Origin of the sequence: Neochlamydia sp. TUME1, assembly GCF_000813645.1 — a bacterium.
GTDB lineage: Bacteria > Chlamydiota > Chlamydiia > Chlamydiales > Parachlamydiaceae > Neochlamydia.
This window is the reverse complement of record NZ_JRXI01000012.1, coordinates 1-21,945: the sequence shown is the minus strand read 5'-3', so window position 1 is coordinate 21,945 and position 21,945 is coordinate 1. Positions and strand designations below refer to the sequence as shown.

Here is a 21,945-nt window from a genome sequence, read left to right as displayed (position 1 = left end):
TTTAGCCAAGTCTTTTTCTCCTTTGGAATTTAAATGGAAAACAGAAGAAAAAAGAGGCTTAACGCTGGCTAATTACTCTTCTTATCTCTTAAATATTAATCGCCTTTTAATTTGGAAGAAACTTCCTGGTGGGAAAGAATACTTGAGCCGAGAAGAAATTAAGCACTTGCCTCTGGAAAAAAAAGGAGAGCTTCTTAGAGATTGGATTGAAGAAAATTGTAAAAATATCACGGTTTTGATTTTATCTAGAGCAGGCTTGACTTATTTACCCTCAGAAATAGGCCAGCTATCTCAGCTGCGAGAGCTTTACTTAAATCAAAACCAGCTCACCGCTCTGCCTGCAGAAATAGGTCAATTGCCTCAGCTGGAAACGCTTGACTTAAGGAAAAACCAACTCATCAGCCTGCCTGCAGAAATCGGGCAATTGTCTCAGCTGCGACAGCTTCGCTTAAATCAAAACCAGCTCACCAGCCTGCCTGTAGAAATAGGTCGATTATCTCAGCTGCAAGGGCTTGATTCAAGCCAAAACCAGCTCACCAGCCTTCCTGCAGAAATTGGACAGTTATCTCAGCTGCAAACGCTTCACTTAAGCCAAAACCAGCTCACCAGCCTTCCTGCAGAAATTGGACAGTTATCTCAGCTGCAAACGCTTCACTTAAGCCAAAACCAGCTCACCAGCCTTCCTGCAGAAATTGGACAGTTATCTCAGCTGCAAACGCTTCACTTAAGCCAAAACCAGCTCACCAGCCTTCCTGCAGAAATCGGGCAGCTGCCCAAGCTGCAAAGGCTTGAATTAAATCAAAACCAGCTCACCAGCCTGCCTGAAGAAATTGGTCAATTGTCTCAGCTGCAAGAGCTTCACTTAAGCGAAAACCAGCTCACCAGCCTGCCTGAAGAAATTGGTCAATTGTCTCAGCTGCAAGAGCTTCACTTAAGCGAAAACCAGCTCACCAGCCTGCCTGAAGAAATTGGTCAATTGTCTCAGCTGCAATTGCTTTACTTAGATCAAAACCAGCTCACCAGTCTACCCGCAGAAATAGGGCGGCTGTCTCGATTACGATTGCTTCACTTAAAACAAAACCAGCTCACCAGCCTTCCTGCAGAAATCGGGCAGGTGCCTTATCTTTACATGCTTGTATTAGCGGAAAATCCTTTGAAAGTGAAAGATATTCCAGGAAAAATAAGGCAGCGTTTTCAATGGTAGAATGGCCGTAAGTACTTTTTAACGGAAGTTCCATTTTTGTATAAGGTTTGAAGTAGTTAATTATTTTATTATTAAAGCATTATGTCTTTTTTATAAAAAATTGTAGTCACTAAAAAATTGATAAAAATCGTTTTTAGTGTTTACATAAATGGTACTATTACTGTATTTATGTAGGTATGCATATAGTAAGATCAAAATTCAAATCAGCTGCCGGCAAAGTTTATGAAACAATTTTGCTGCGAGAATCCTATAGAGAAGGTAAAACCGTCAAAAAACGCACGGTGGGTAATCTATCCAATTGCACACCTGAAGAAATTGCTGCTATCGAGTTAGCTTTAAAACATAAAGGTAATCTCCAAGCTTTAACCTCGTGTAGTGGAGCCACAATGCAAGAGGGATTATCTGTCGGTGGTGTATGGGTGATATACCAAATGGCTAAACGTTTAGGAATTGTGGATGCTCTTGGCAATAGCCGAGAAGGTCAGCTCGCGTTGTGGCAAGTGATAGCACGCGTATTAGAGCAAGGCTCAAGACTTTCTGCCGTCAGGTTGACAGAAACATATGCCCTTACTTCTGTAATTGACTTGCAAGAGGGCTTTAACGAAGAAGATCTTTATAAGAATCTTTTGTGGTTATGCCAAAGCCAAGCCTCTATCGAAGATCGATTGTTTACTAAAAGTTTTTGCAAGGAACCCCCTCACTTATTTTTGTATGATGTGACTAGCTCGTATTTAGAAGGCGAGAAAAACGAGCTTGCCGATTGGGGTTACAACCGAGACAAAAAGAAAGGTAAGAAGCAAATTGTGATAGGCTTGCTAAGTTCAGCCGATGGCACACCCGTATCAACCGAAGTGTTTAAAGGCAATACCCAAGATACTTCTACCTTTCATGCTCAGATCAAAAAAGCTAAAGAACGCTTTAAATGCGAGAAAGTCACTTTTGTAGGCGATAGAGGGATGATTAAAAGCGGGCAGATCGAAAATTTACAAGAGCATGGTTTTTATTATATTACCGCGATGACAAAGGCTCAAATCTTAATGAAAAGAGGTGTGATCGAATATACGCTATTTGATAAAAACTTGGCTGAAGTCAAAGAAGGGGGGATAAGATATATTCTTAAACGTAATCCTGTGCGCACCCAGGAAATTGCCCATTCTCGTACCAGCAAGCTAGCTAGCATAGAAAAATTGGTCGCTATGCAAAATGCCTATCTACATGCACATCCCAAAGCACAGGTAGAAGTAGCGCTGAAAAAAATTAAAGCTAAAATCGAGCGTTTAGCGCTTAAGACTTGCGTGACAGTTAGCGCACAAGATAGAAGCTTATCTATATGCCTCAATCAAGAAATACTAGCTGAGGATGCTAAGCTAGATGGTTGCTATGTGATTAAAACCGATCTTGCTTGCGACGAAATGAGCATGCAAGAAGTACATGATCGTTATAAAGATTTAGCTAGAGTAGAATCAGCTTTTAGAACAGTAAAAAGCGATCTTGAGATACGGCCAGTCTATGTACGTTCAGAAGAAAGTACAAGGGGCCATGTTTTTAATTGTAATGTTAGCCTACATGATTATCAGAGAGCTTGATAAAGCCTGGAAGGACCTTTATTTAACAGTAGAAGAGGGCTTACGCAGTTTATCTACTTTAACGCTAATAGAATGGACAGTAAATGAAGGCTTAAGTTTTCAGCAAATCCCCGAACCACGTCACCAAAACAGACAAATGCTTGAAGCCTTAAAAGTAGAGTTACCAAAAGCTTTACCAAAGAATCATGCGCATGTAGTCACCAGAAAAAAGCGCCGATAACAAGCATAATCTGTTAATTCAATAACTTTTTTATTACTGATTGTTTCTAAAAAAAAATGGAACTTCCGTTTTAAAAAGCCAATATTTATCATGTTGCTAAGCATTAAAGCCTTTATTGCCTTAAGCTGTTAACATTTTAATTTGAGCTACAAGTAAAAGTTAAATTTTCTATAATCCTGTAATGTTTAAATCCTCTTGATAAATAGGAGGTATTTATTTAGGATGCAAACATATATATACCTTCACTATTTGTTGGCATGAAATTTTTTTATCGCTCAATTTATATCTGTACTAAAAAATTCTTTTCATTGTTATTTCGCCATCAAGTGTATGGAAAACACCACCTCCCTGCAGGGCCCTGCATTCTTGCTCCTAACCATGCTTCTTTTTTAGATCCCCCTCTTGTAGCTATTTCATGCGATGAGGAAGTCAACTTCCTTGCAAGAGGATCTCTTTTCAACAATACAATCTTTAAAAAGTTGATTTCCCACCTAAATTCTTATCCTGTAGGTGGCATCTCGCAAGATATAACCTCACTTAAATTAATTCTTCAATTATTAAAAGATAGTAAAAAAGTAGTAATTTTTCCTGAAGGCAAGAGAACCCCTACCGGACACTTACTACCCATAAAGCCTGGCATAGGAATGCTTATCAGCAAAAGCCAGTGCCCGATTATACCTGTCTATATTCATGGTACCTATGAAGCCTGGCCCAAAAAAAAGTGGATACCTAGGTTAGAAGGACAAACGGCTTGCATTTTTGGTAAGCCTATCTATTGGGAAGCGTATAAAGATCTGCCCAAGAAAAAAGCACAAGAAGAAATTTCAAATGCTATCCAAAAATCTCTAAAAATGTTAAACTTCTGGTATTTGAATGGTGCACAAGGAGAACCGCCTTAATGTAGTACGCCTAGCATTGTTTTCTTTTGGAAAATAAATGCCTATTGCATATAAACAAATAGATGGTTTTTAAACTAACCGTAATTTAAATTTTTTCAATTTCAAAGGGGTAATTTTTATGTCTACATATTTGGTCACACCTTTTATATCAGGTGAATATCCTAATAAAGTTATCAAATGGACTACAGAGCATTTAGAAAAGGCCAGAGAATCTAAAAATAACAAGCAAACTTTAATAGCAGCTGGCGTGTTAGCTGCTGACACAGCTATCCATGCTATTGCCGTGCCCTTATTTGCAATTGCTAGTGCGTTTAGAGTACCTGTGCAAGTAATGTTTTCAAAGAAACCTTGGGCTATTCAGCTCCTTAATAAAACTAAGCTTGCTAGTCCTAAGAATGTAGCCAAATTAGCCCTCCGTGTATTAGCAACTGCTTTTGCAACTTTGGCCACCTTGGTTATGTCTTTCATCAAGCCTACAGAAGCTACACGAATTCATGAAACGCTAAAAATCCTTCCTAAGAAAAAAGCTGCTCCTTCAAAAAACATTGAAGAGACTGCAGGTAGCCAAGAAGAAGACCATGTTGAAGGTAGCGAGGAAGAAAAACAGCCAATTTCTATGAAGGAAGAAATAGCTGCTAAAGCTTATGAGAAGCATAAACACAATGTAGAAGCTATCCAAGATCATGAAACAGCAGAAGCTTTACACCCCGCTTCTATTATCGACAAAAAAGAACTATCGACAAACGTGCAAAAGGTAACTCATAAGACAGCTGTTGAAGACTCAGAAAAAGCTAAAGAGGAAGCAGAGCTAGCTATGCAACCGAAAGTGGGCTTTACTGAAGAGCTCGTAGCTAAAGCTAAGGCCAAGCATGCTGCAGCAGTAGAGGCAGTAGTTGAATTAGAAGAAAAAAATGGAAAAGAAAAAGCTGTAGAAGAAGAAAATGCTGTGGTAGCTGCAGAAGCAGGTATTCCAGAAGCTCCTCAAGCACCAGCAGCCGAAAAAATTGTAAGCTAAAACTTAAATTTAATTTGGACTTATTGCTGAGATAGCACATATTAAAGGGGTTTAAAAAGGGTAACCTTTCTAAACCCCTATTATTTTGGCTTGCAAATATCTTTTTTTCTCCCTCTTCGTTAGCCAAAAAAGTTTTTCTATAATAGGTCTTTTAACAACCCATTCCTACAGATTGCCTAAGCTAGGATGTTCAATAACTTGGAGCGAAAGATTTTATTTACGCAAGAGTCAAAGAAGCTTCTCATCCTCTAAACTTTTTGTTGATAACAGCTTAAGCTACCCCTCTCTTCCTAAGCAAATATATAAAGGCAGGAGGAAAACCCCTCTAGCTATCCAATAATACTAAAGGCCAGCTAAAAAAGATCTCTTAGTCTATAAGCTTTCTGCTTCTAGACTCTACATCTTAATGTTCTCTTTTTAAATAGCGCCTGCTTTTCTTAGGATTAATACATAAGAAAATTAAGGGATAGGCTATGAAATAGGTTAAAGAGAATTTTAGACGATCACCCCCGTAGTCTCCTATTTTTTTAAGACCTACGTATGATTATATATTTTAAGCGTTATAGGAAGTAGAGCTTACTTTACCACCCGTACCCGTCCAATTCGTGTGAAAATACTGACCTCGCGGATGATCTAGGCGCTCATAAGTATGCGCTCCAAAGTAATCACGCTGGGCCTGTAATAGATTGGCTGGTAAGTTAGGACTGCGATAACCATCATAAAAAGCAAGGGCAGTGCTGAAACAAGGAGTGGGAATACCGAGCTCTACAGCTTTAGCTACTACCCTTCTCCAATCGCTTTGTGCTTTAACTAATGCATTCTTAAAAAAATCATCTAATAAAAGGGTTTTTAAGGCAGGTTGCTTTTCATAGGCATCTTTAATATTGTTAAGAAACTTACTCCGAATAATGCAGCCGCCTCGCCACATGAGAGCCACCCCTCCAAAATTAATCCTCCAATGATAATCTTTGGCTGCCTGCTGGATAAGCATAAACCCTTGCGCATAGCTAATGATTTTAGAGGCATATAAAGCTTGCCTGATACTTTCAATAAATGCTTCTTGATCTCCCTCATACAAAGGTGAAGGTCCCGTCAACACTCTACTGGCTTCAAGACGCTCTTCTTTGATAGCCGATAAACAACGCGCAAAAACAGCTTCTCCAATTAACGTTAGAGGCATCCCCACTTCTAAAGCATTTATGACAGTCCACTTACCCGTACCTTTTTGCCCTGCTACATCTAAAATTTTATCTATCAAAGGCTGGCCATCTTCATCGAGTTGCTTGAAAATAGCACTTGTAATTTCAATTAAATAACTGTCTAATTCTGTTTTATTCCACTGCGCAAAGACTTGCGCTATTTGCTGAGGATTTAGCTTTAAAGCATGCTTTAAAAGGCTATATGCTTCGCAAATCAGTTGCATATCACCATATTCAATTCCGTTGTGAACCATTTTAACATAATGGCCAGCACCCTCATCTCCGACCCAGTCGCAACAAGGTTCACCATTGTCAGCTTTGGCGCTAATAGATTGAAAAATATTCTTTACTAAAGGCCACGCCTCAGGATTTCCACCAGGCATGATTGAAGGGCCATGCCGTGCGCCTTCTTCCCCTCCAGAGATTCCACTACCTATAAAGAGAAGGCCTTTCTCTTTTAAAGCTTGAGTACGTCTATTGGTGTCGCTAAAAAGGCTATTTCCCCCATCAATAATGACATCCCCCGGCTCTAAATAAGGTATTAGCTGCTGAATGCACGCATCTACAGGCTCTCCTGCTTTTACCATTAAAATAACTTTTCTTGGACGCTTTAAAGATTGGCAAAATTCCTCGATAGTAGAAGCACTTATAATTTTTGATCCTTGGGCAGGGCCGTTTAAAAAACTGTCAATGGTGGCGCGCGTACGATTATAGACGGTAACAATGAAGCCATGATCATTCATATTAAGAGCCAAGTTTTGACCCATGACTGCTAATCCAATTAAACCAATATCCGCTTGCCCCATAGATTTTCCTCCCTTGAGTGATTTTTTCGTAGTTTAGTGCGAGAAGAAATGAATGTAAAGAGCAAGTGCAAGAAAAAGCAAAAGAGTTGTCCTCGGCGCGATTCGAACGCACGACCTGTTGCTTAGGAGGCAACCGCTCTATCCTACTGAGCTACGAGAACATGTTCTTCAGCATAGAGAATGTAAGAAATTTTGTAAAGTAAGCATTGGCAAGAGGACGCTCTATTACTTTATTTGGGGGAAAAATGATAAATAGCTATATTCTTCTTAAAAAAAGCTCCACTTAAGGCAAAGAAACACTGCGCTCATTTAGATAAGCCTCCACCCCTTTGGCAATACCCCAAGCAATTCTCTTAATATAGGCTGGCTCTTTAATCTTATTCATTTCCTTTTCGTTAGTCAAAAAACCTCCTTCAATCAGTACGGCAGGCATCTTTGTCTCTCGAATGACTGCAAAATTCCCCTCTTTTACTCCACGAGATTTAGCTTTTGTGGCTTGTATAACCTGCGCTAAAATAGAAGAAGCTAATTGACTAGATTGCGTGGAACGCTTCTTATTTATTTCCGATTTATAGTAAAAAATTTCAATACCATCGGCTTGCTTGGCCGGCGCAGAGTTATAATGCATGCTTACAAATAGATCGGCTCCTTGGTCATTGGCAAAATTTGCTCGCTTCTGCAAAGAGATAAATTCATCATTCGAACGTGTCAGCCTAGTTCGATACCCCATCTTTTGCAAAAACTCGTTTAAAGCTAAAGAGGTAGTAAGGTTAAGAAATTTTTCATGGTATTTGGGCTGTGATAAAGAACGGGTACCAAAATCATCACCCCCATGACCGGCATCTATTACAATCAATGCAGCTTTGGAAAGTTTGGGCTTTTTAATATCCTTTATAGGAGGCTTTACGCCCATCATACTCTCAGCAGGAAGCTGAGCTACAGGAGCAGAATGCACAGCAGGTTGGCTAGACAGCTCTTTGGAAGGGCACCTACATCCTCCAAGGCTTAGCAACAAAAAAATCCATAGACAGTTTTGAAAATTTTTCATCATAAATTTATTTTTTTATCATTTCATCTTTATATTTTTCCAAGCATATCTGAGCAGCAATTTTTCTATCGTCAAATTCAATGGTTTTGTAGGAAAAAATTTGATAGGCTTCATGCCCTTTACCGGCAATAAGAATCACATCCGCTGGATTAGCCATGTAGATGGCTTTTTTAATAGCCTCGTATCGATCTATTTCTATTTCCCAATTCTGTTGATTAAACCCTCGCGCAATCTCCTGGCAAATATTTTGAGGATTCTCAGAACGGGGATTATCGGAAGTCACAATACAATAATCGGAAAATTTCTCAGCCACTTGCGCCATTTTTGGGCGTTTAGAAGCATCTCTATTGCCTCCGCATCCAAATACAGTAATAATTCGGCCTTGCTTAAACTCTTGCAAACATTCTAAAACGTTTGTAAGTGCATCATCCGTGTGAGCAAAATCGACAAATATATTTAATCCTAATTCATTATAGACCGCTTGCATACGACCTGGAACGGCTGGAAAAGAGGCTATAATCTCTACCAATTTTTTCAAAGGCTCTTTTCTTACAAGACCTACGCAAATAGCCGCCAAGCAATTATAGATATTGAAACGCCCTACTAAAGGACAGTGGCAGGCAACTTCTTCCCCACCATAGCCGATAGTAAAGTCTGTACCCAGAGAGGTTAAGACTATGTTCTTGGCTTGTACATCTGCAGCAGCACTTAGCCCGTAAGTCAGAATTTTAGCTCTACAGCCTTTTACCATCATCTGATGCCAAGGGCTATCGATATTAATCACTGCCGTGCAAGGATAGTTTTTCCCTGTCTTATTTTTTTCAGGATTTAAAGTTTGAAATAGTTTTTGCTTAGCTTGACAATAGTTGTCCATCGATTGATGATAATCTAAGTGATCAAGCGTCAAATTAGTAAAGACGGCCACATCATATTCAATATTAACTGCCCGGCCTTGATCTAAAGCATGTGAAGTTACTTCCATGACCGCGGCTTTACAATCCTGCAACACCATCTCTCTTAATAACTTATGATTACTAATAACATCGGGCGTTGTGCGAGTTGCTTGGTAACGATGCTTACCTATAATATATTCAATTGTCCCTATAAGTCCGCAGGGTACCTTTAAATGATCGAGTAAATGCTTAACAAGAAAAGAAGTGGTAGTTTTTCCATTCGTACCAGTGATACCTACCATGAATAGCTCTTGGCTAGGAAACTGATAATAATGAGCTGCTAAAAGAGGCTCTACTAAAGGTATCTGAGGATGAATAATTTGAGTAATAAACTGCAAGGAGGGATCGAAGATGTCGGTTAAGATAGCACTAGCCCCCGCCTCAATAGCTTCATGAATGTAGTGAGCGCCATCATCCATGCGACCTTTTTTAGCGACAAATAAATTGCCAGGAGCTACCACCTTAGAATTTGCACAAATTCCGGTGATAAAAACATCTTTAGAACCTTTAACTTCTTGAACGGAAATATTTTTTAATAGTTTTTTTAGTTTCATTCTCAACTCGTACTTCTCCTCACAGCCATTTAAATCACCTAAGTTTTTCCAGGCTCTTTGTTATTCCACTTTTCATACATTTCTTTCAACTCTCTAATTTCATGAGCCCAATGTGCTTTTTCTTGGCAACGTCTAGGGTCCCCTAGAGGATAACCGTAGGGATCATCCGGAGCTATACCTAAATAGGCTAAAGACCTCTTAGCTATTTCGCAAAACACCGGAGCAGCACAAGTTCCACCATGGTGCCATGACCCTACTCCTGGTGTATAACCATATTCAGGCTCATCTAGAGTAACAAGAAGAATAAAAGCAGGCTTATCGGCAGGAGTAAAACCAATGAAACTTGGACAATAAATTTTATCAGAATAAGCACCATTGACTATTTTCTTTGCGGTGCTAGTCTTGCCTGCTTCAGAATAGCCGGGCACATCTGCACGTCTAGCGGTACCTCCCACTTTAGTCGTGTATTTTAAGCCTTTTACTATTTCACTACAGCATTCTTTCTCTAGTACTTGAGGAAATTGCTGGGTTCTGCCTAGATGAGTATGATCTACAAAAATGGTTTGAGCTCCTTCTTCAGGATTACTAGCAATTTTACGGATAAGGGTAGGCTGCACAAGATATCCTCCATTAACAAAAACAGCAAAAGCTCTAAGCAGCTGAATGCTATTTACTTGAATGTTATGGCCAAACGCTAAAGAATAGGGGGTAGAAATCGACCATTCATCTTTACCATTAGGATGTTTTTTGCCTGGTAAAGGTACCACTCCTGCACTCTCAGCAGGAAGCTCAAGATGAGTTTTAGAACCAAAACCAAATGTTTCGGTTAAATGTTTGCGAATGAAGGAAGCCCCTAACCGTTCAACCACTTTCTCCATTAATCTTGCTGGATAAATATTAGAGGATTTCTGAATAGCCATATACATATTTAGATAGGGGTGCATATGAGTATCTACCAAAGGCTTCCCGCGTCCTTTAAAAAAGCTATTAGATGTAGGCATCATCGCATGAGGATCGAACAGCTCACTTTCCCCTTTTTTACGTAATTCTATATTTGCTTTCAAAGCGATGGCTAGAGCGATAGGCTTAAAAGTAGAGCCAGGCTCAACAGTATCGGTCAAAGCTTTTACTTTAGTATGCTCTATCATCTGGGGATCATTGAAATAATCTTGATAATGGGGAGGATAAAAATAAGGATACTGGGCTAAAGCCAATATTTCGCCACTATAGGGATTCATCATCACTGCCCACCCCCCTTTAGCTTTAGCTTTTTTTACTCCTTTTTCAAGCTCTTCTTCGGCTATCGCTTGTAAGCAATGGTTAATGGTTAAATAAACATCCGCTCCATTCTGGGGCTTGGCAATAACTTCGCCCATTTCAAACGCATTTCTAGGAGAACGCATTAACCGTCGTTTTCCCATTCTTCCTTTCAGAAAATGATCAAAACACAGCTCTAAGCCGCCTGTAGGAATCGCTTGTTTTGTAACCTCATCTCTTTGATTTTGCACCGTATGTAAAAGCTGACCCAGTAATTTTCCAAAAGGATACGACCGTTGATAATCACTGGCAAAAAAAAGAGCATTGCGGGCAATTTTATTTCGTTTAGCATAGGGCATCCACCAGTCTAAAATTGCATCACGTGTTTCTTTTTCTAGCCACATCTTTAACTTTCTATTGCGGCTTTTATATCCAAATTGTTCACATAAATGGGAATGTTTTTCAGCAGGAAGGTCAAGGATTTGGATAAGTTTTTGTGCAATTTCAGCATGATGTTGAGGAGGAATGGACTCGACGTCTACATGCAAATGAAATTTAAGGATATCGACGACCAAAGCCTGTTCAATTTCAGGATGAGCTCTCTGTATACTTGTATTAGAGATAAATCTTCCACGCAAGAAAGGTTCATTAACAACAAAATAATGCTGCCGATTAGCTAGGTGCGTCCATTTTTCTCCTTCGGCAATTTGCAGCAGATAAAACTTAGCCACAAGTAAAGAAAATAAAAAAATGATAAAAAAGGCCACACACAATAACCTTCTTCGATCACTGGCCTGAGGAGGAAGTGGGGGTCGTACAGGCATTAGGGCCCATTCTCCTCTTGCAAATCAGCAAAGTCTTTGCCCGGAACTGGCGAGGTTAAAGGCAGAACAACTACTTGCGAATTATAAGCAAATTTTAAAGAACTAAATTCTGGCATCCGCATGATCTCCATAAGATGAATGGGACTTTCAAATTGATTAATCTCATATTTTAAACGGTTATTTTCTTCATGAATTGTGCGCACTTCTTTAGCTAAGGAAGGAATTGCCATGCGCAATTCCGTTAATTCATTTTGCTTAAAAATATAACTATAAAGAGCTAAGCCGGCAAGCACGACACAAATAAAAAGCTTTATAATCAACTCTTGGAAATTACTTTCGACTCTTCTCATATTTTTTCGATCACTCTTAGTTTTGCGCTACGGCTTCGAGCATTCTGGTTTATCTCTTTTTCGCTGGCTACTAAGGGTCTTCGGGTAAGAATATGGGCTTCAGGAGACTTATCTAAAAACATACCGCCTATCCCGGAGGTTTCATATTTATCACTGGCTGCAAATCTGAAAAAATTTTTTACTAAGCGATCTTCTAGACTATGAAAAGTTATCACCGCTAGCCTTCCGCCAGGAGTTAAAAGTGAAAGCGCGTCAGGTAAAATTTTTTCCAAGACTTCTAATTCTCGATTAACGGCAATACGTAAAGCTTGGAAGATAAGAGTAAGGGGGTGGATACCTTTTTTGGCCCGATAGCGTAAAGCTGGTAGAAGAGCCTCCACTAAATCTTGGGTAGTTTTTAAAGGTTTTTCCTGGCGCACTTTTGCTAAAATGCGGGCGGCTGTATGCCACTGCTTTTCTTCCCCCCACTCGCGAAATATTTTTCCTAATTCTTGTTCGGACCAGGTATTTACAATCTCTTCAGCAGTTAAATCCTGGGAAGGATCCATGCGCATATCTAAAGGCCCTTCCTTAGAAAAGCTAAAACCTTTAGAGGCCGTATCAAGCTGCATAGAAGAGACGCCCAAATCTAAAAGAATGCCATCGATGGGAACAGGATAAGCAGAGAGGCTACCTTTCATGTGAACAAAGTTAAGCTTAAAAAAATCAATTTTTGATTCCCAGGTTATCAATCGACTTTTTGCTAGAGACAAAGCTACAGGATCTTGATCGAACCCAACAAGCCGATTAACTTCTGGATGGGCTTGCAAAAGAGCAGCCGAATGGCCGCCAGCACCCAAGGTGGCATCAACAAAACCGCGAATGGTTTTATCTGCAAAAAAACTTAAGAATTCAGGTAATAGAACGGAAAAATGAGGAGAAGACGACATGGAAAAACATCCTTAAAGTTTTTTAATAGAATGCAGGCAAAAGATTAGGGGAAAATATTATCTACATAGGACAACATTTTTAAACAGTCAGCATACGATTAAAAAGCATTTATATAAAGCATTTATACTCCACTAACTATTCGTCCAATCGCCAAGCTTTGCTAAATAATTATAAACATGCTAGAATAGTACTTGGGGCTTAAATAGAATAAATTATGTGTTTGTAAGCTTTTACGCTGCAAGGCTATCCTATAAAAAAGAGTGAGTTTCTATGGCAACGATTGATAAGCTAGACATTAGTGTCTACAATCTCTATGCAATCCGCACACGGATGATCGAGCAGATCAACCAACAATTCCAGCTAGATCAAGCAGCCAGTATACCTGCACAATTGCAAGTTTTAGACAATTATCCTAAACCTACGGAACTTGATGTTCTGCTAGGCATTGCTCCCCTTTACACACCCTGGGCTTATTTCTTTCCTCCTCCCCGTTTTCGCTTTATGCGCCGCTCTCCCTTCTCGTATCGTGTGATTCCCAGTTTTGGCTCCTATGATGAACAAGCCTTGCACGAGCAAAAGTTGGAAGAAGTTTTGTGTCGTACTCCTGAGGAAAAGCAAGAGAAAGAGACATTAAAAAGCTGCTTTCGCGAAATTGAAAAATTAAACAATTGGCTAAACTTTATTGTAGGTAGGGTAGGCCAGTTTTTACAAGGATAATTATGCACAAACTTAATTGGCGAGAATCTTTAGGCTGGTCGGAAGAAATTTTGGAAGAAATGCGTTCTGCCGGATATGCTTATATTCGCCAAGGCAAGTATGAGATTGCCCTGCCTTTTTTTGAAGCTTTATGTGTGTTAGATCCGGAAAGTGCTTACGATGCTCAGACGTTAGGAGCTTTGTATTTGCAAAGCAATAATGCAGCTAAAGCACTTAAATGCTTTGATAAAGCTTTAAAAATCGAAGGTGACCATTCACCTACTTTATTGAATCTGGCTAAGGCTCTGTTTATGCTAGGTAAAAAGGAAGAAGGCTTAAAAGTAGCTAATATTCTTAAGAATGAAGCTAATGCCGCGATTTCTAATGTTGCCAAAGCACTTATCCTAGCACATAGCTAATTAAAACTATTATTTACTAGCCTCCTTGCAAGGCTGTTTTAAGCGTATTGACCACTTTTTCGACCTCTTCTAGTTGAAGATCATAGTAAAGAGGCAAGGAAAGAGCTTGCGAATAATAGGCTTCCATTTTAGGGAAATAATCAGAAATATCTCCACAAAGGTTTATAAAGTAAGGATGCTTATAGATAGGAATATAATGAACTTGCGTTCCAATCATTCTTTCGCGCAATCGATTCATCACCTGCGTACGTGTAGTTTTATAAGCGTTAAAATTAATTTGAACTACGCATAAATGATAAGCTGTATAGGCATCGAAATTTTCTGCAAATAGGTGAAGATGAGGAATTTCTTTTAGTAAGGCACGATAAGCTTTCATCAATTGTCGCCGCTTTTCCACAAAGGTATCCAAGCGCGCCATTTGGCTCAAGCCTAGAGCAGCCTGCAATTCTGTAAAGTTATAGTTACCGCTAAGATGTTGCACTTCGTAATACCAGGGTGCTGTCTCTCCTTGTAAATAAGGCGCCTCGCGTTCAATTCCATTATTTCTAAACAACTTAAGACGGCGATAAAAATCTTCGCTATTTGTGGTGACCATTCCTCCTTCCCCTGTCGTAATTGTTTTGGCCGCATGAAAACTAAATATAGTCATATCACTCCATCGACAAGAGCCTACTTTTTCTCCCGTAAAGTAAGTAGATCCTAAGGCATGGGCGGCATCTTCAATCACTACAGTCTCAGGATTTTGGATAGCTTGATCTATTTTTTGCATATCCACAGGTATGCCAGCAAAATGGACAGGCGCCACACAAATGCGACCGCGTGAAGAAGGGCGGGCAAGATTATATTTCAGCTGCTGTAAATCTATATTTCCGCTAGAGCAATCAATATCTAAAAAGACAGGGGTAGTTCCTCGTTGTACCGCTGCGCCTGCAGTCGCTACGAACGAATTAGGTGTGGTGAGTAGAGAGTCTTGCTGACGCAAGTTTGCTGCAAAGTAAGCACCCATTAAAGCGGAGGTTCCACTGCTGAAAGCAACAGCATATTTGACCTGACAATAATGAGCTACGGCACTTTCAAAAGCTTCCACCAGAGGGCCGCGTGTTAAATGATTGCTATTTAAAGCTTTAGTTACTTCATGAATATCAATCTGATTGATGGATGGCTTGGTATAAGGCAAAAAATTTTCTTTAGTCATAACTTTTAACAAAACCTACTCAACAATGTTTGACAAATTGTCATCAGACAATGAAGGATATCTTTAGAGGTGTCAAGCTACAATTAAACCTTTTTACATATTTTTGCTCTCTCTTTTTTCCTTTACCAACAAAAAAGCATATAATTTAATTTCTTAAAATCATCAATAAAAATTCTAACTTGTTGTTTAAGAAACGAGAAACTTTACCTAGCGAATTAGTGAAACTCCCTCAATTATAAATGAGCAGGAGTCATGCTTATCTCTTTATTCATCAACAAGCTAATTGATTAGACAATTCTTTTGGATGTTGTAGCAAGTAGGTGAAGCTATATAAACGCTCCTTCTCAAACGCCATAGCAAACTCAACGTTTTAAACTCGCAGATTTTAAAAAAAATCTATTAAAAAATTATAAAAGGGGAGATAAATAATATTCCCCTTTAGCTAAGAAAATAGTTATAAAGGGATTAACTTTATAATAAGATTATTCGTTTTTTATTTCTATCTCCTCTCTAGATTACTTCTAATAAAATCCATCCAAGGCTCTATCCCCAAAAGATAAATTGTTGCAAGCTGCTAGAAACCATCACTTAAGAACGTCAATCATTTTAGCAATTTTTCACAAGTTACTGATTAACAGAAACTTATAAAAACAAGTTTTTTATAAGTGGATACGGAAATATTTTTTATTGCCGCGGCATCTGATTTTCAGCGATTTAATGCTAAATCCCCCAAAAGGGGATGATAATTTTCTTGCAGGCAATGCAGCCACATGATAGCTTTTTCCAACGAAATACCTCCAGAACATCTTGTGGAAACGTTGTTTATAACTTAAATACACTTTTCCCAGGACTTATATTATTGTCCTTTTGTAGAATAAGAGCTTTAAAATAACTGCTCGGCTCCCGTTAAGGGACCTTTGTTTATTCACAACGATTGCCCCTTTGAACTGTAATTTTTGATTAAGGATCCAAACTATGTTAGTTCTTGAGACAGAAGATATTTGGACTCAATTTTTAGAATGTGTAAAAGCAAAGTGCTCAGCCACAGCTTTCGGCAATTGGCTTTCTCCTATTCGGGTGATAGAAAATGCTGGAGATAAAATCACTCTTGAGATTCCTAACATTTTTGTTAAAGAATATCTTTTTTCCAATTTCCATAGCGAACTTTGCGCTTTTTTACCTGTTAATGCCAACGGTGAGCCTTCTATTCAATTCAAATTGGCAACGCCAGCTAAGAAAACCTCCTCTACCCTTCTTAACGTACCGGCGAGTTATACCCCGCCAGTAGAAGAGCAAACTTATGAAGTAAAGTTAAACCCTAACTACCGCTTTGAAACATTTATTGAAGGGCCTGCTAACCAATTTGTTAAATCTGCTGCCATAGGGATTGCTGCTCGCCCAGGTCAATCTTACAATCCTCTCTTTATTCATGGGGGTGTGGGCCTAGGTAAAACGCATATTCTTCATAGTATTGGACACTACATTCGTCAAAATAATAAGAAATTACGCGTTCAATGCATCACCACGGAAGCTTTTATTAACGACCTTGTCGATAACTTACGCAACAAATCTGTCGATCGCATGAAAAGGTTTTATCGCTCGGATGTCGATGTTTTACTGGTGGATGATATCCAGTTTTTACAAAATCGCCTGAATTTCGAGGAAGAATTTTGTAATACTTTCGAAACCCTCATTAATCAAAATAAACAGATTGTCATTACCAGTGATAAGCCTCCTTCCCAACTAAAACTCTCTGAGCGTATGATCGCTCGTATGGAATGGGGGTTAGTCGCCCATATTGGCGTACCGGAACTTGAAACGCGGGTGGCCATTCTCCAACATAAAGCCCAGCAAAAAGGCTTAGAAATTCCCAATGCTGTTGCCTTCTTTATTGCTGAACATATTTATAATAATGTCCGGCAATTAGAGGGAGCCCTTAATCGTTTAAGCGCCCATAGCCGACTGTTGAATCTTCATATTACAGAAGAATTTGTAGAAAAAACTTTACGCGAAATGCTGCAACATGCGCCGCGTCATAAAATTACTGTCGATCAAATTTTGAAAAGTGTAGCCGCTATCTTTCAAGTACGGGTCAGTGACCTTAAAGGTTCTATGCGTACAAAAGAAGTTGCGCTGCCTCGTCAAGTAGCGATGTACCTGGCCTGTAAAATGATCAATGAATCTCTTCAAATGTTAGGCGCTGCTTTTAATAAAACTCACTCTACCCTTCTCCATGCTTGCAAAAATATTGAAAAAAAGCTCACCGCTGATGAAACTCTAAGACGGCAAATTAGCATGGTTGAACGCAACATTCATGCTTAGAATAAAAGCTCGCTATGAATAAACCTTGGCTCCAAGGAATTACCTAACAAAAAAGCCTAGTTAAGCTCTTTTATAGTTAATATTTTATAAACTAGGGATTATAAAACAGCTTTAACTTGTATAAAAAGTTTTTATAGTGTCCATTTCATGGCTTTAAAATCTAAGAAGCTTTCACAGGCTTACAACTGTTAAGATTAGTTACTTTCCTCTAAAAATTTAAAGGAATCACCGTAAGCGTCCACGTGGTAAGCCCAGCTTTAGATGTGGTTCTGCAGGCATCTGCTAAGCTAAAAATACTTGTAAATAGCTGGTTTTCCTATTTACTACACTTTCTGATTTACATTATCTTCCGAACATCAAGAGCGTAAACAGTTCTGTCCCCCGTGACCGCTTACTAGTCACAGGCTATGATAGGTTTTACCGACACCCAGCTAAAGTTTATCTTGTAGTCAATCGAACAAAAAATGGCTCCAGTTTGTTTCAATTGCTAGTTGATATATTTAACCTTTTAAAACTTCATTCCTTAGATCCAAGCTTTATACTTCTTAAAGCACACTAAAAAGGCTGCTTTTTAGATAGATCATCCTCAGCGGAAAGAAAAAAATTTGGTTAGCGTTTAACTTTCTAACTCTAAAAGGGTTATCCTATTAATTTATATTATTTACCCTTGTTTGGTTTTTTAAAGGTTCATACCTTTTCTTCACCTTAAAAGGTATTTCATTTTTAAAAAGGTTAATTTGCAAAACATCTAAATGGTTTTGTACTTCTTTAGAAATAGGTTCTTTATGTACTATCTCTATAAAATTTGATTCATTCCAACTCTCTGCAATTAACAGCTGATCCCGCATGACCTTAAATTCAAGATACTCTTTTATTATAACCTGGTTATCCGAAAGAGTAGCTTTTTTAGCATCTAGCAATTTTACATTATAGATTCCTTTAGCCCGCAAAATGATCTCTCCATCCTCAAAACAAATTTCGTATGTTTTTGTAGGTTTGGTACGCGAAGAGTTTCTAAAAGAACTTATCAATTTTTGACCCATTAACCTTTCTTGTAGATAATTTAAAGTAGATGGTCCATAAGCGTAAGCACTAGTCTGATGCACAAATTTTAAGACAGCTAACAAGCTAGAAAATTCTTCTCGAGAATAAACTACCTCTTGGCACATCTTAGAAAATTGCTCACATCCTTTTATGATAGCCTCTTGCATGATTTCTGAATCATCTCCATTGATAACAAAATAACTCAAGAGGGCTTCTATCTCATGCGGCTCATATCCTAGCTGTTGCGTAAGGTTTTTAATAAAATCGGTAAAAAAAGTTTTTACTTCCGCTAAGGTTTTCAAGCTACCGTAGATCAAAAGATCTTGACGACCTGCGATAAGCTTTAATGCCTTAGATTCTAATACATAGAGCCATTCGGTAGCTTTACCAGCCTGAGTCATTTTTGCGGAGGTAATATATTTTCCTACGCTGCCTAAATTTTCATTGAATCTAAAAGCTGCTAAAGCATTTTTATCCGACTCCCAATATTCATCTTTTTCTTTATAGCATTTATTTTCTCTTTCTTCTAAAAAATAGACAGGAAACTTTTTGCTTACCCACAGTTCATGCTTGATACGTTCATCAATATTAGTAACAATATTTTTTAAAGAGTTGATGATCTGCTCATACCTTAATTTAACATAATTAATGATTCCTTGATCCGTCCCCTTTTCACTACGAGTAGCCACAGTATCCCCAAAAGCCCGTCTGAGTCCTAGATTAATTTCATTCAAGAGAGAAGCGATTTGGATAGAAGTGTCCAAATCCTCTGCCATTTTTTTAAGAGCATCTGCTTTACCATCATCCCCTTTAAAAATAACTTTTCGAAGCTTGCCAGAAAAAGCAAGCGCTCTTTTCTCATTTTCTAGTAGGGTCACTAATCCTTGCATAGCTTTTTGATACAAATATAGATTGAGGATAGGAGATCGACTCACTTGACTAGAATCAATCCATTTCAATAAATTTTTCGCATTGGTAGAGGATTTTTTGCCCTCTACCGGAATTTTTCGATTTTTTCCCAAATCCAGAAGAAAACCTGCTAAAAGATCGACGATGATGTGATGCTCCTCAGAAGGTTTTACTTCAGCATTGAATAAAACTTCTCTGAAATCTAAAGGAGTAAGCCCAATGGAGCCCCGCTTACGAGCCGGTGTGAAGGAAAAATCCTTTAAATTTCTTTCTATTAACGCCTCAGCGCTTAGTATCATTTCGCTAAGAGCCTTTTTAAGAGACTTATTTTGAGATAAATCCCTATAATTTTCTTTAATAAATTGAAGATTTTCTTCTAGGTTTTTTATTTTTTCAATCCCAGCTAGGTCGAGGGTAGGAAGGCTTTGGCGTTTTCTTTCCTGGCTAGCTTTATTATCTATACGAGGATGCCTCATTAAGCTATCGCTAGAGGAGGGAGAGGGAAGACTCTTACGGATTGAACGGCTATTGAAAAAAGGTTCACCTTCTTCTAAAGAAGAATTTAAAATTTTATACCTTCCAGACAAAGAGGTTGACGAGATAGCAAGGCAAGCAGTTTTTTCTGAGTCTACCAGCTCCGATCGATTTTTTGCAGGGAGGCTTGTTAGCTTAATCCGAGGCTTTTTATTAACATCATACTTGTCTTTAGGATATTCAAATTGGATGCGCTCAGTTATGTTTGCCTGAATGGCTTTTAAAGAACAGATCACTTCATGATAACGCATGATAAAATAATTGTTACGCTCTTCTTCTTTTATTCTATTTTCTGCTTTATCTAAGCTGTTTATCTCCCCCTCTTCGTCTATAGCTGCTTCATCTTCAAAAGCACGGTTTACACAGCGGCTAAGATCGTATAGTATCGTGGCAAGTTGCGGTGTTGTCTGTAACGTCTCTATCATTTGAATGACTACCTGGTTTTTCGCAGCATCTCTCCTAAAATCTGTCCGAATGGTATGGTTAGTGGCAATAAAAGCTTTCTCATTCTCTAATAATTCTATTAAAGCTCCCATAGCATTTTGATAAGCCATAAGATTTTTTACTACTGAAGGACCTATTTCTTTTAAAGCTATCCATTTGACTAAATTAGTTTCATTGGTAGAATTTTTACAATCATATCCTTCCTGTACAGGAACTTGATGATTTTTTTTCAAGATAAGTAGACACTCTCTAAGCATCCTAGCAATGGCATCATGGCCCGTCGAGGGTTGAACTTTTAGGTTGAACAAAAATTGGCTAAAATCACCTAGGGTCACTCCAATTGATACTACTTTTCTTGGAGAATAAAATAGATTACCCTCCGAACATAATTCATTATAAAACATTTGAGAAAGAGATTTTATTTCTACTAAAGAAGATCTTAATTCTCCCCTACTTTCATCGCCAAGCTTATTAGCGACTAACCGAATCTTTTTTTCTAAATCCCTTAAATAGCAGTTCGCCTCTGTCTTAATAGAGGATGTAGAAGGCAAAATATCTTCAAACTCTTCTTCTTTTCTTAAAATAGTATTTTGTACAGGCTTAAAAGCTTCCGATACACTAGTTTTAACAGATAGAACTCGAGAAAAACTAGCGCTACGCGCTTTTTCGGTGGGGGAATTTTTTAACTGCTCAAAAGTTACTTTTAAGTCCTGAGAATTTTTTTTATTAACTGCTTTTTCTTCCGAAGACAGTTGGGAATGATTAAAATTAAGAATGGATTTCTCTATCCCAGGGTAAGACGTCATACTAGCACTCCTAAATATTAAGATTATAACAAGCGCCTTTTAGTGTATTATAATCAAATATTTAAGGACAATTCTTATAAACTCATTTAGGATAAGGGAATGATCTATTCTCTCTATCCTATCAGATTGCATAACATTTCTTTAGATGTTAATCCGCCCTTATACTAAAAGTTACATTGTACTTTGATTTTGAAAAAGCCTACTTCTTTCTTTGCAAGATTAAAGGTTAAAGGTATACTTATAGCATATTCTTGTATCTTTCGCTTACTCTCTATAGACCTTAGCACTAAAAAGGCTAAAAGTATGGATAAATCTTAAAGAGGTCGTAAAATTGAATCCTAGCTCTTCTATTACCATTGAACATCTACCTAATGAAATACTACTCTCTATTTTAAAGAAGTGCGCTAGCCCTTCCTTATTTAGTGTATGTGGAAGATGGCACTATCTCCTAGCTAATGAAGTCATGCCCTCGCTTTATAAGCAAATAAGTAAAGTGCATGTTCCTAACGGAGATGTTAACAAGCAGGCTCTTATTTTAGATAAAATTTATAGGCTAGGAGGTAAACTTTCTGAAACAGTAAAAGTAAATGCAATTTTTAAACAGACCTTTGCTTTAGCTAGCTTTCTTTCACCTCTAGAATTAGAATTTAAATGGATAACCGAGGAAAAAAGATATTTTACTCTGGCTAATTACTCCTCTTATCTTGTAAATATTAATTGCCTATTAATGT

The 21,945-nt window shown here is 38.3% G+C and carries 17 protein-coding genes and 1 tRNA gene; 9 read left to right on the top strand and 9 right to left on the bottom strand.

The features are described 5' to 3' along the window. The 5 genes from DB41_RS00655 to DB41_RS00635 all read left to right on the top strand — a co-directional run. Positions 1-1,204 (top strand): leucine-rich repeat domain-containing protein (locus DB41_RS00655; protein ID WP_052243752.1); only part of this gene is annotated, 1,204 nt, incomplete at its 5' end. A 176-nt stretch (positions 1,205-1,380) separates the two neighbouring features. Then, positions 1,381-2,790 (top strand): IS1634 family transposase, encoded by a 1,410-nt coding sequence (locus DB41_RS00650; protein ID WP_039383267.1) that lies wholly within the window; start codon positions 1,381-1,383, stop codon positions 2,788-2,790. Beyond that, positions 2,771-3,010 carry a hypothetical protein gene (locus tag DB41_RS00645; protein WP_039383265.1) on the top strand — a complete coding sequence of 80 codons (240 nt, stop codon included), beginning with the start codon at positions 2,771-2,773 and terminating at the stop codon, positions 3,008-3,010. Before DB41_RS00650 ends, DB41_RS00645 begins: the two co-directional genes overlap by 20 nt. A 308-nt stretch (positions 3,011-3,318) precedes the next feature. Continuing rightward, on the top strand, positions 3,319-3,909 hold the full coding sequence (locus tag DB41_RS00640) for a lysophospholipid acyltransferase family protein (RefSeq protein WP_238578387.1): 591 nt from the start codon (positions 3,319-3,321) through the stop codon (positions 3,907-3,909). A 118-nt stretch (positions 3,910-4,027) separates the two neighbouring features. After that, positions 4,028-4,924, top strand: a complete 897-nt coding sequence (locus DB41_RS00635; protein ID WP_039383262.1) for a hypothetical protein — start codon at positions 4,028-4,030, stop codon at positions 4,922-4,924. 553 nt (positions 4,925-5,477) lie between these two features. On the opposite strand, the gene gnd is transcribed toward DB41_RS00635, so the two are convergent. From gnd to rsmH, 7 genes are all read right to left on the bottom strand, one after another. Then, entirely contained in the window at positions 5,478-6,929 is a 1,452-nt protein-coding gene (gene gnd, locus DB41_RS00630) for a decarboxylating NADP(+)-dependent phosphogluconate dehydrogenase (protein ID WP_039383261.1), read from the bottom strand. Positions 6,930-7,016: 87 nt separating this feature from the next. Beyond that, positions 7,017-7,090: transfer RNA gene (locus DB41_RS00625), tRNA-Arg, on the bottom strand. 122 nt (positions 7,091-7,212) lie between these two features. After that, positions 7,213-7,980: an N-acetylmuramoyl-L-alanine amidase gene (locus DB41_RS00620; protein ID WP_052243751.1), complete on the bottom strand. Its 768-nt coding sequence runs from the start codon at positions 7,978-7,980 to the stop codon at positions 7,213-7,215. A 4-nt stretch (positions 7,981-7,984) separates the two neighbouring features. Beyond that, entirely contained in the window at positions 7,985-9,484 is a 1,500-nt protein-coding gene (locus DB41_RS00615; protein WP_039383259.1) for a UDP-N-acetylmuramoyl-L-alanyl-D-glutamate--2,6-diaminopimelate ligase, read from the bottom strand. A 38-nt stretch (positions 9,485-9,522) separates the two neighbouring features. Next, complete coding sequence (locus DB41_RS00610; protein ID WP_039383257.1) at positions 9,523-11,565, bottom strand: penicillin-binding protein 2; 2,043 nt, start codon at positions 11,563-11,565, stop codon at positions 9,523-9,525. Continuing rightward, positions 11,565-11,915, bottom strand: coding sequence for a hypothetical protein (locus DB41_RS00605; protein ID WP_042243908.1), 351 nt, complete (start codon positions 11,913-11,915; stop codon positions 11,565-11,567). Before DB41_RS00605 ends, DB41_RS00610 begins: the two co-directional genes overlap by 1 nt. After that, a complete protein-coding gene (gene rsmH / locus DB41_RS00600; RefSeq protein ID WP_039383255.1) occupies positions 11,912-12,844 on the bottom strand; it encodes a 16S rRNA (cytosine(1402)-N(4))-methyltransferase RsmH in 933 nt (310 codons plus the stop codon). Before rsmH ends, DB41_RS00605 begins: the two co-directional genes overlap by 4 nt. 271 nt (positions 12,845-13,115) lie before the next feature. On the opposite strand from rsmH, the gene DB41_RS00595 reads away from it, so the two are divergent. After that, positions 13,116-13,562 carry a DUF5399 domain-containing protein gene (locus tag DB41_RS00595; RefSeq protein ID WP_039383253.1) on the top strand — a complete coding sequence of 149 codons (447 nt, stop codon included), beginning with the start codon at positions 13,116-13,118 and terminating at the stop codon, positions 13,560-13,562. 2 nt (positions 13,563-13,564) lie between these two features. Further along, on the top strand, positions 13,565-13,960 hold the full coding sequence (locus tag DB41_RS00590; RefSeq protein WP_039383251.1) for a tetratricopeptide repeat protein: 396 nt from the start codon (positions 13,565-13,567) through the stop codon (positions 13,958-13,960). 16 nt (positions 13,961-13,976) lie between these two features. Here the strand turns inward: DB41_RS00590 and pseC are convergent, their stop codons facing one another. Beyond that, a complete protein-coding gene (gene pseC, locus DB41_RS00585; protein ID WP_039383249.1) occupies positions 13,977-15,155 on the bottom strand; it encodes a UDP-4-amino-4,6-dideoxy-N-acetyl-beta-L-altrosamine transaminase in 1,179 nt (392 codons plus the stop codon). Between the two features lie 975 nt (positions 15,156-16,130). Between pseC and dnaA the strand changes: the two genes are divergently transcribed. Beyond that, the gene (dnaA, locus tag DB41_RS00580) at positions 16,131-17,477 is read left to right on the top strand and encodes a chromosomal replication initiator protein DnaA (RefSeq protein WP_039383248.1); all 1,347 of its coding nucleotides are present in this window, start codon (positions 16,131-16,133) and stop codon (positions 17,475-17,477) included. Between the two features lie 647 nt (positions 17,478-18,124). On the opposite strand, the gene DB41_RS00575 is transcribed toward dnaA, so the two are convergent. Beyond that, complete coding sequence (locus tag DB41_RS00575) at positions 18,125-21,214, bottom strand: hypothetical protein (protein ID WP_039383245.1); 3,090 nt, start codon at positions 21,212-21,214, stop codon at positions 18,125-18,127. 331 nt (positions 21,215-21,545) lie between these two features. Between DB41_RS00575 and DB41_RS00570 the strand changes: the two genes are divergently transcribed. Continuing rightward, positions 21,546-21,945, top strand: a 400-nt coding sequence (locus tag DB41_RS00570) for an F-box protein (protein WP_039383243.1), incomplete at its 3' end; no start/stop codon positions are given.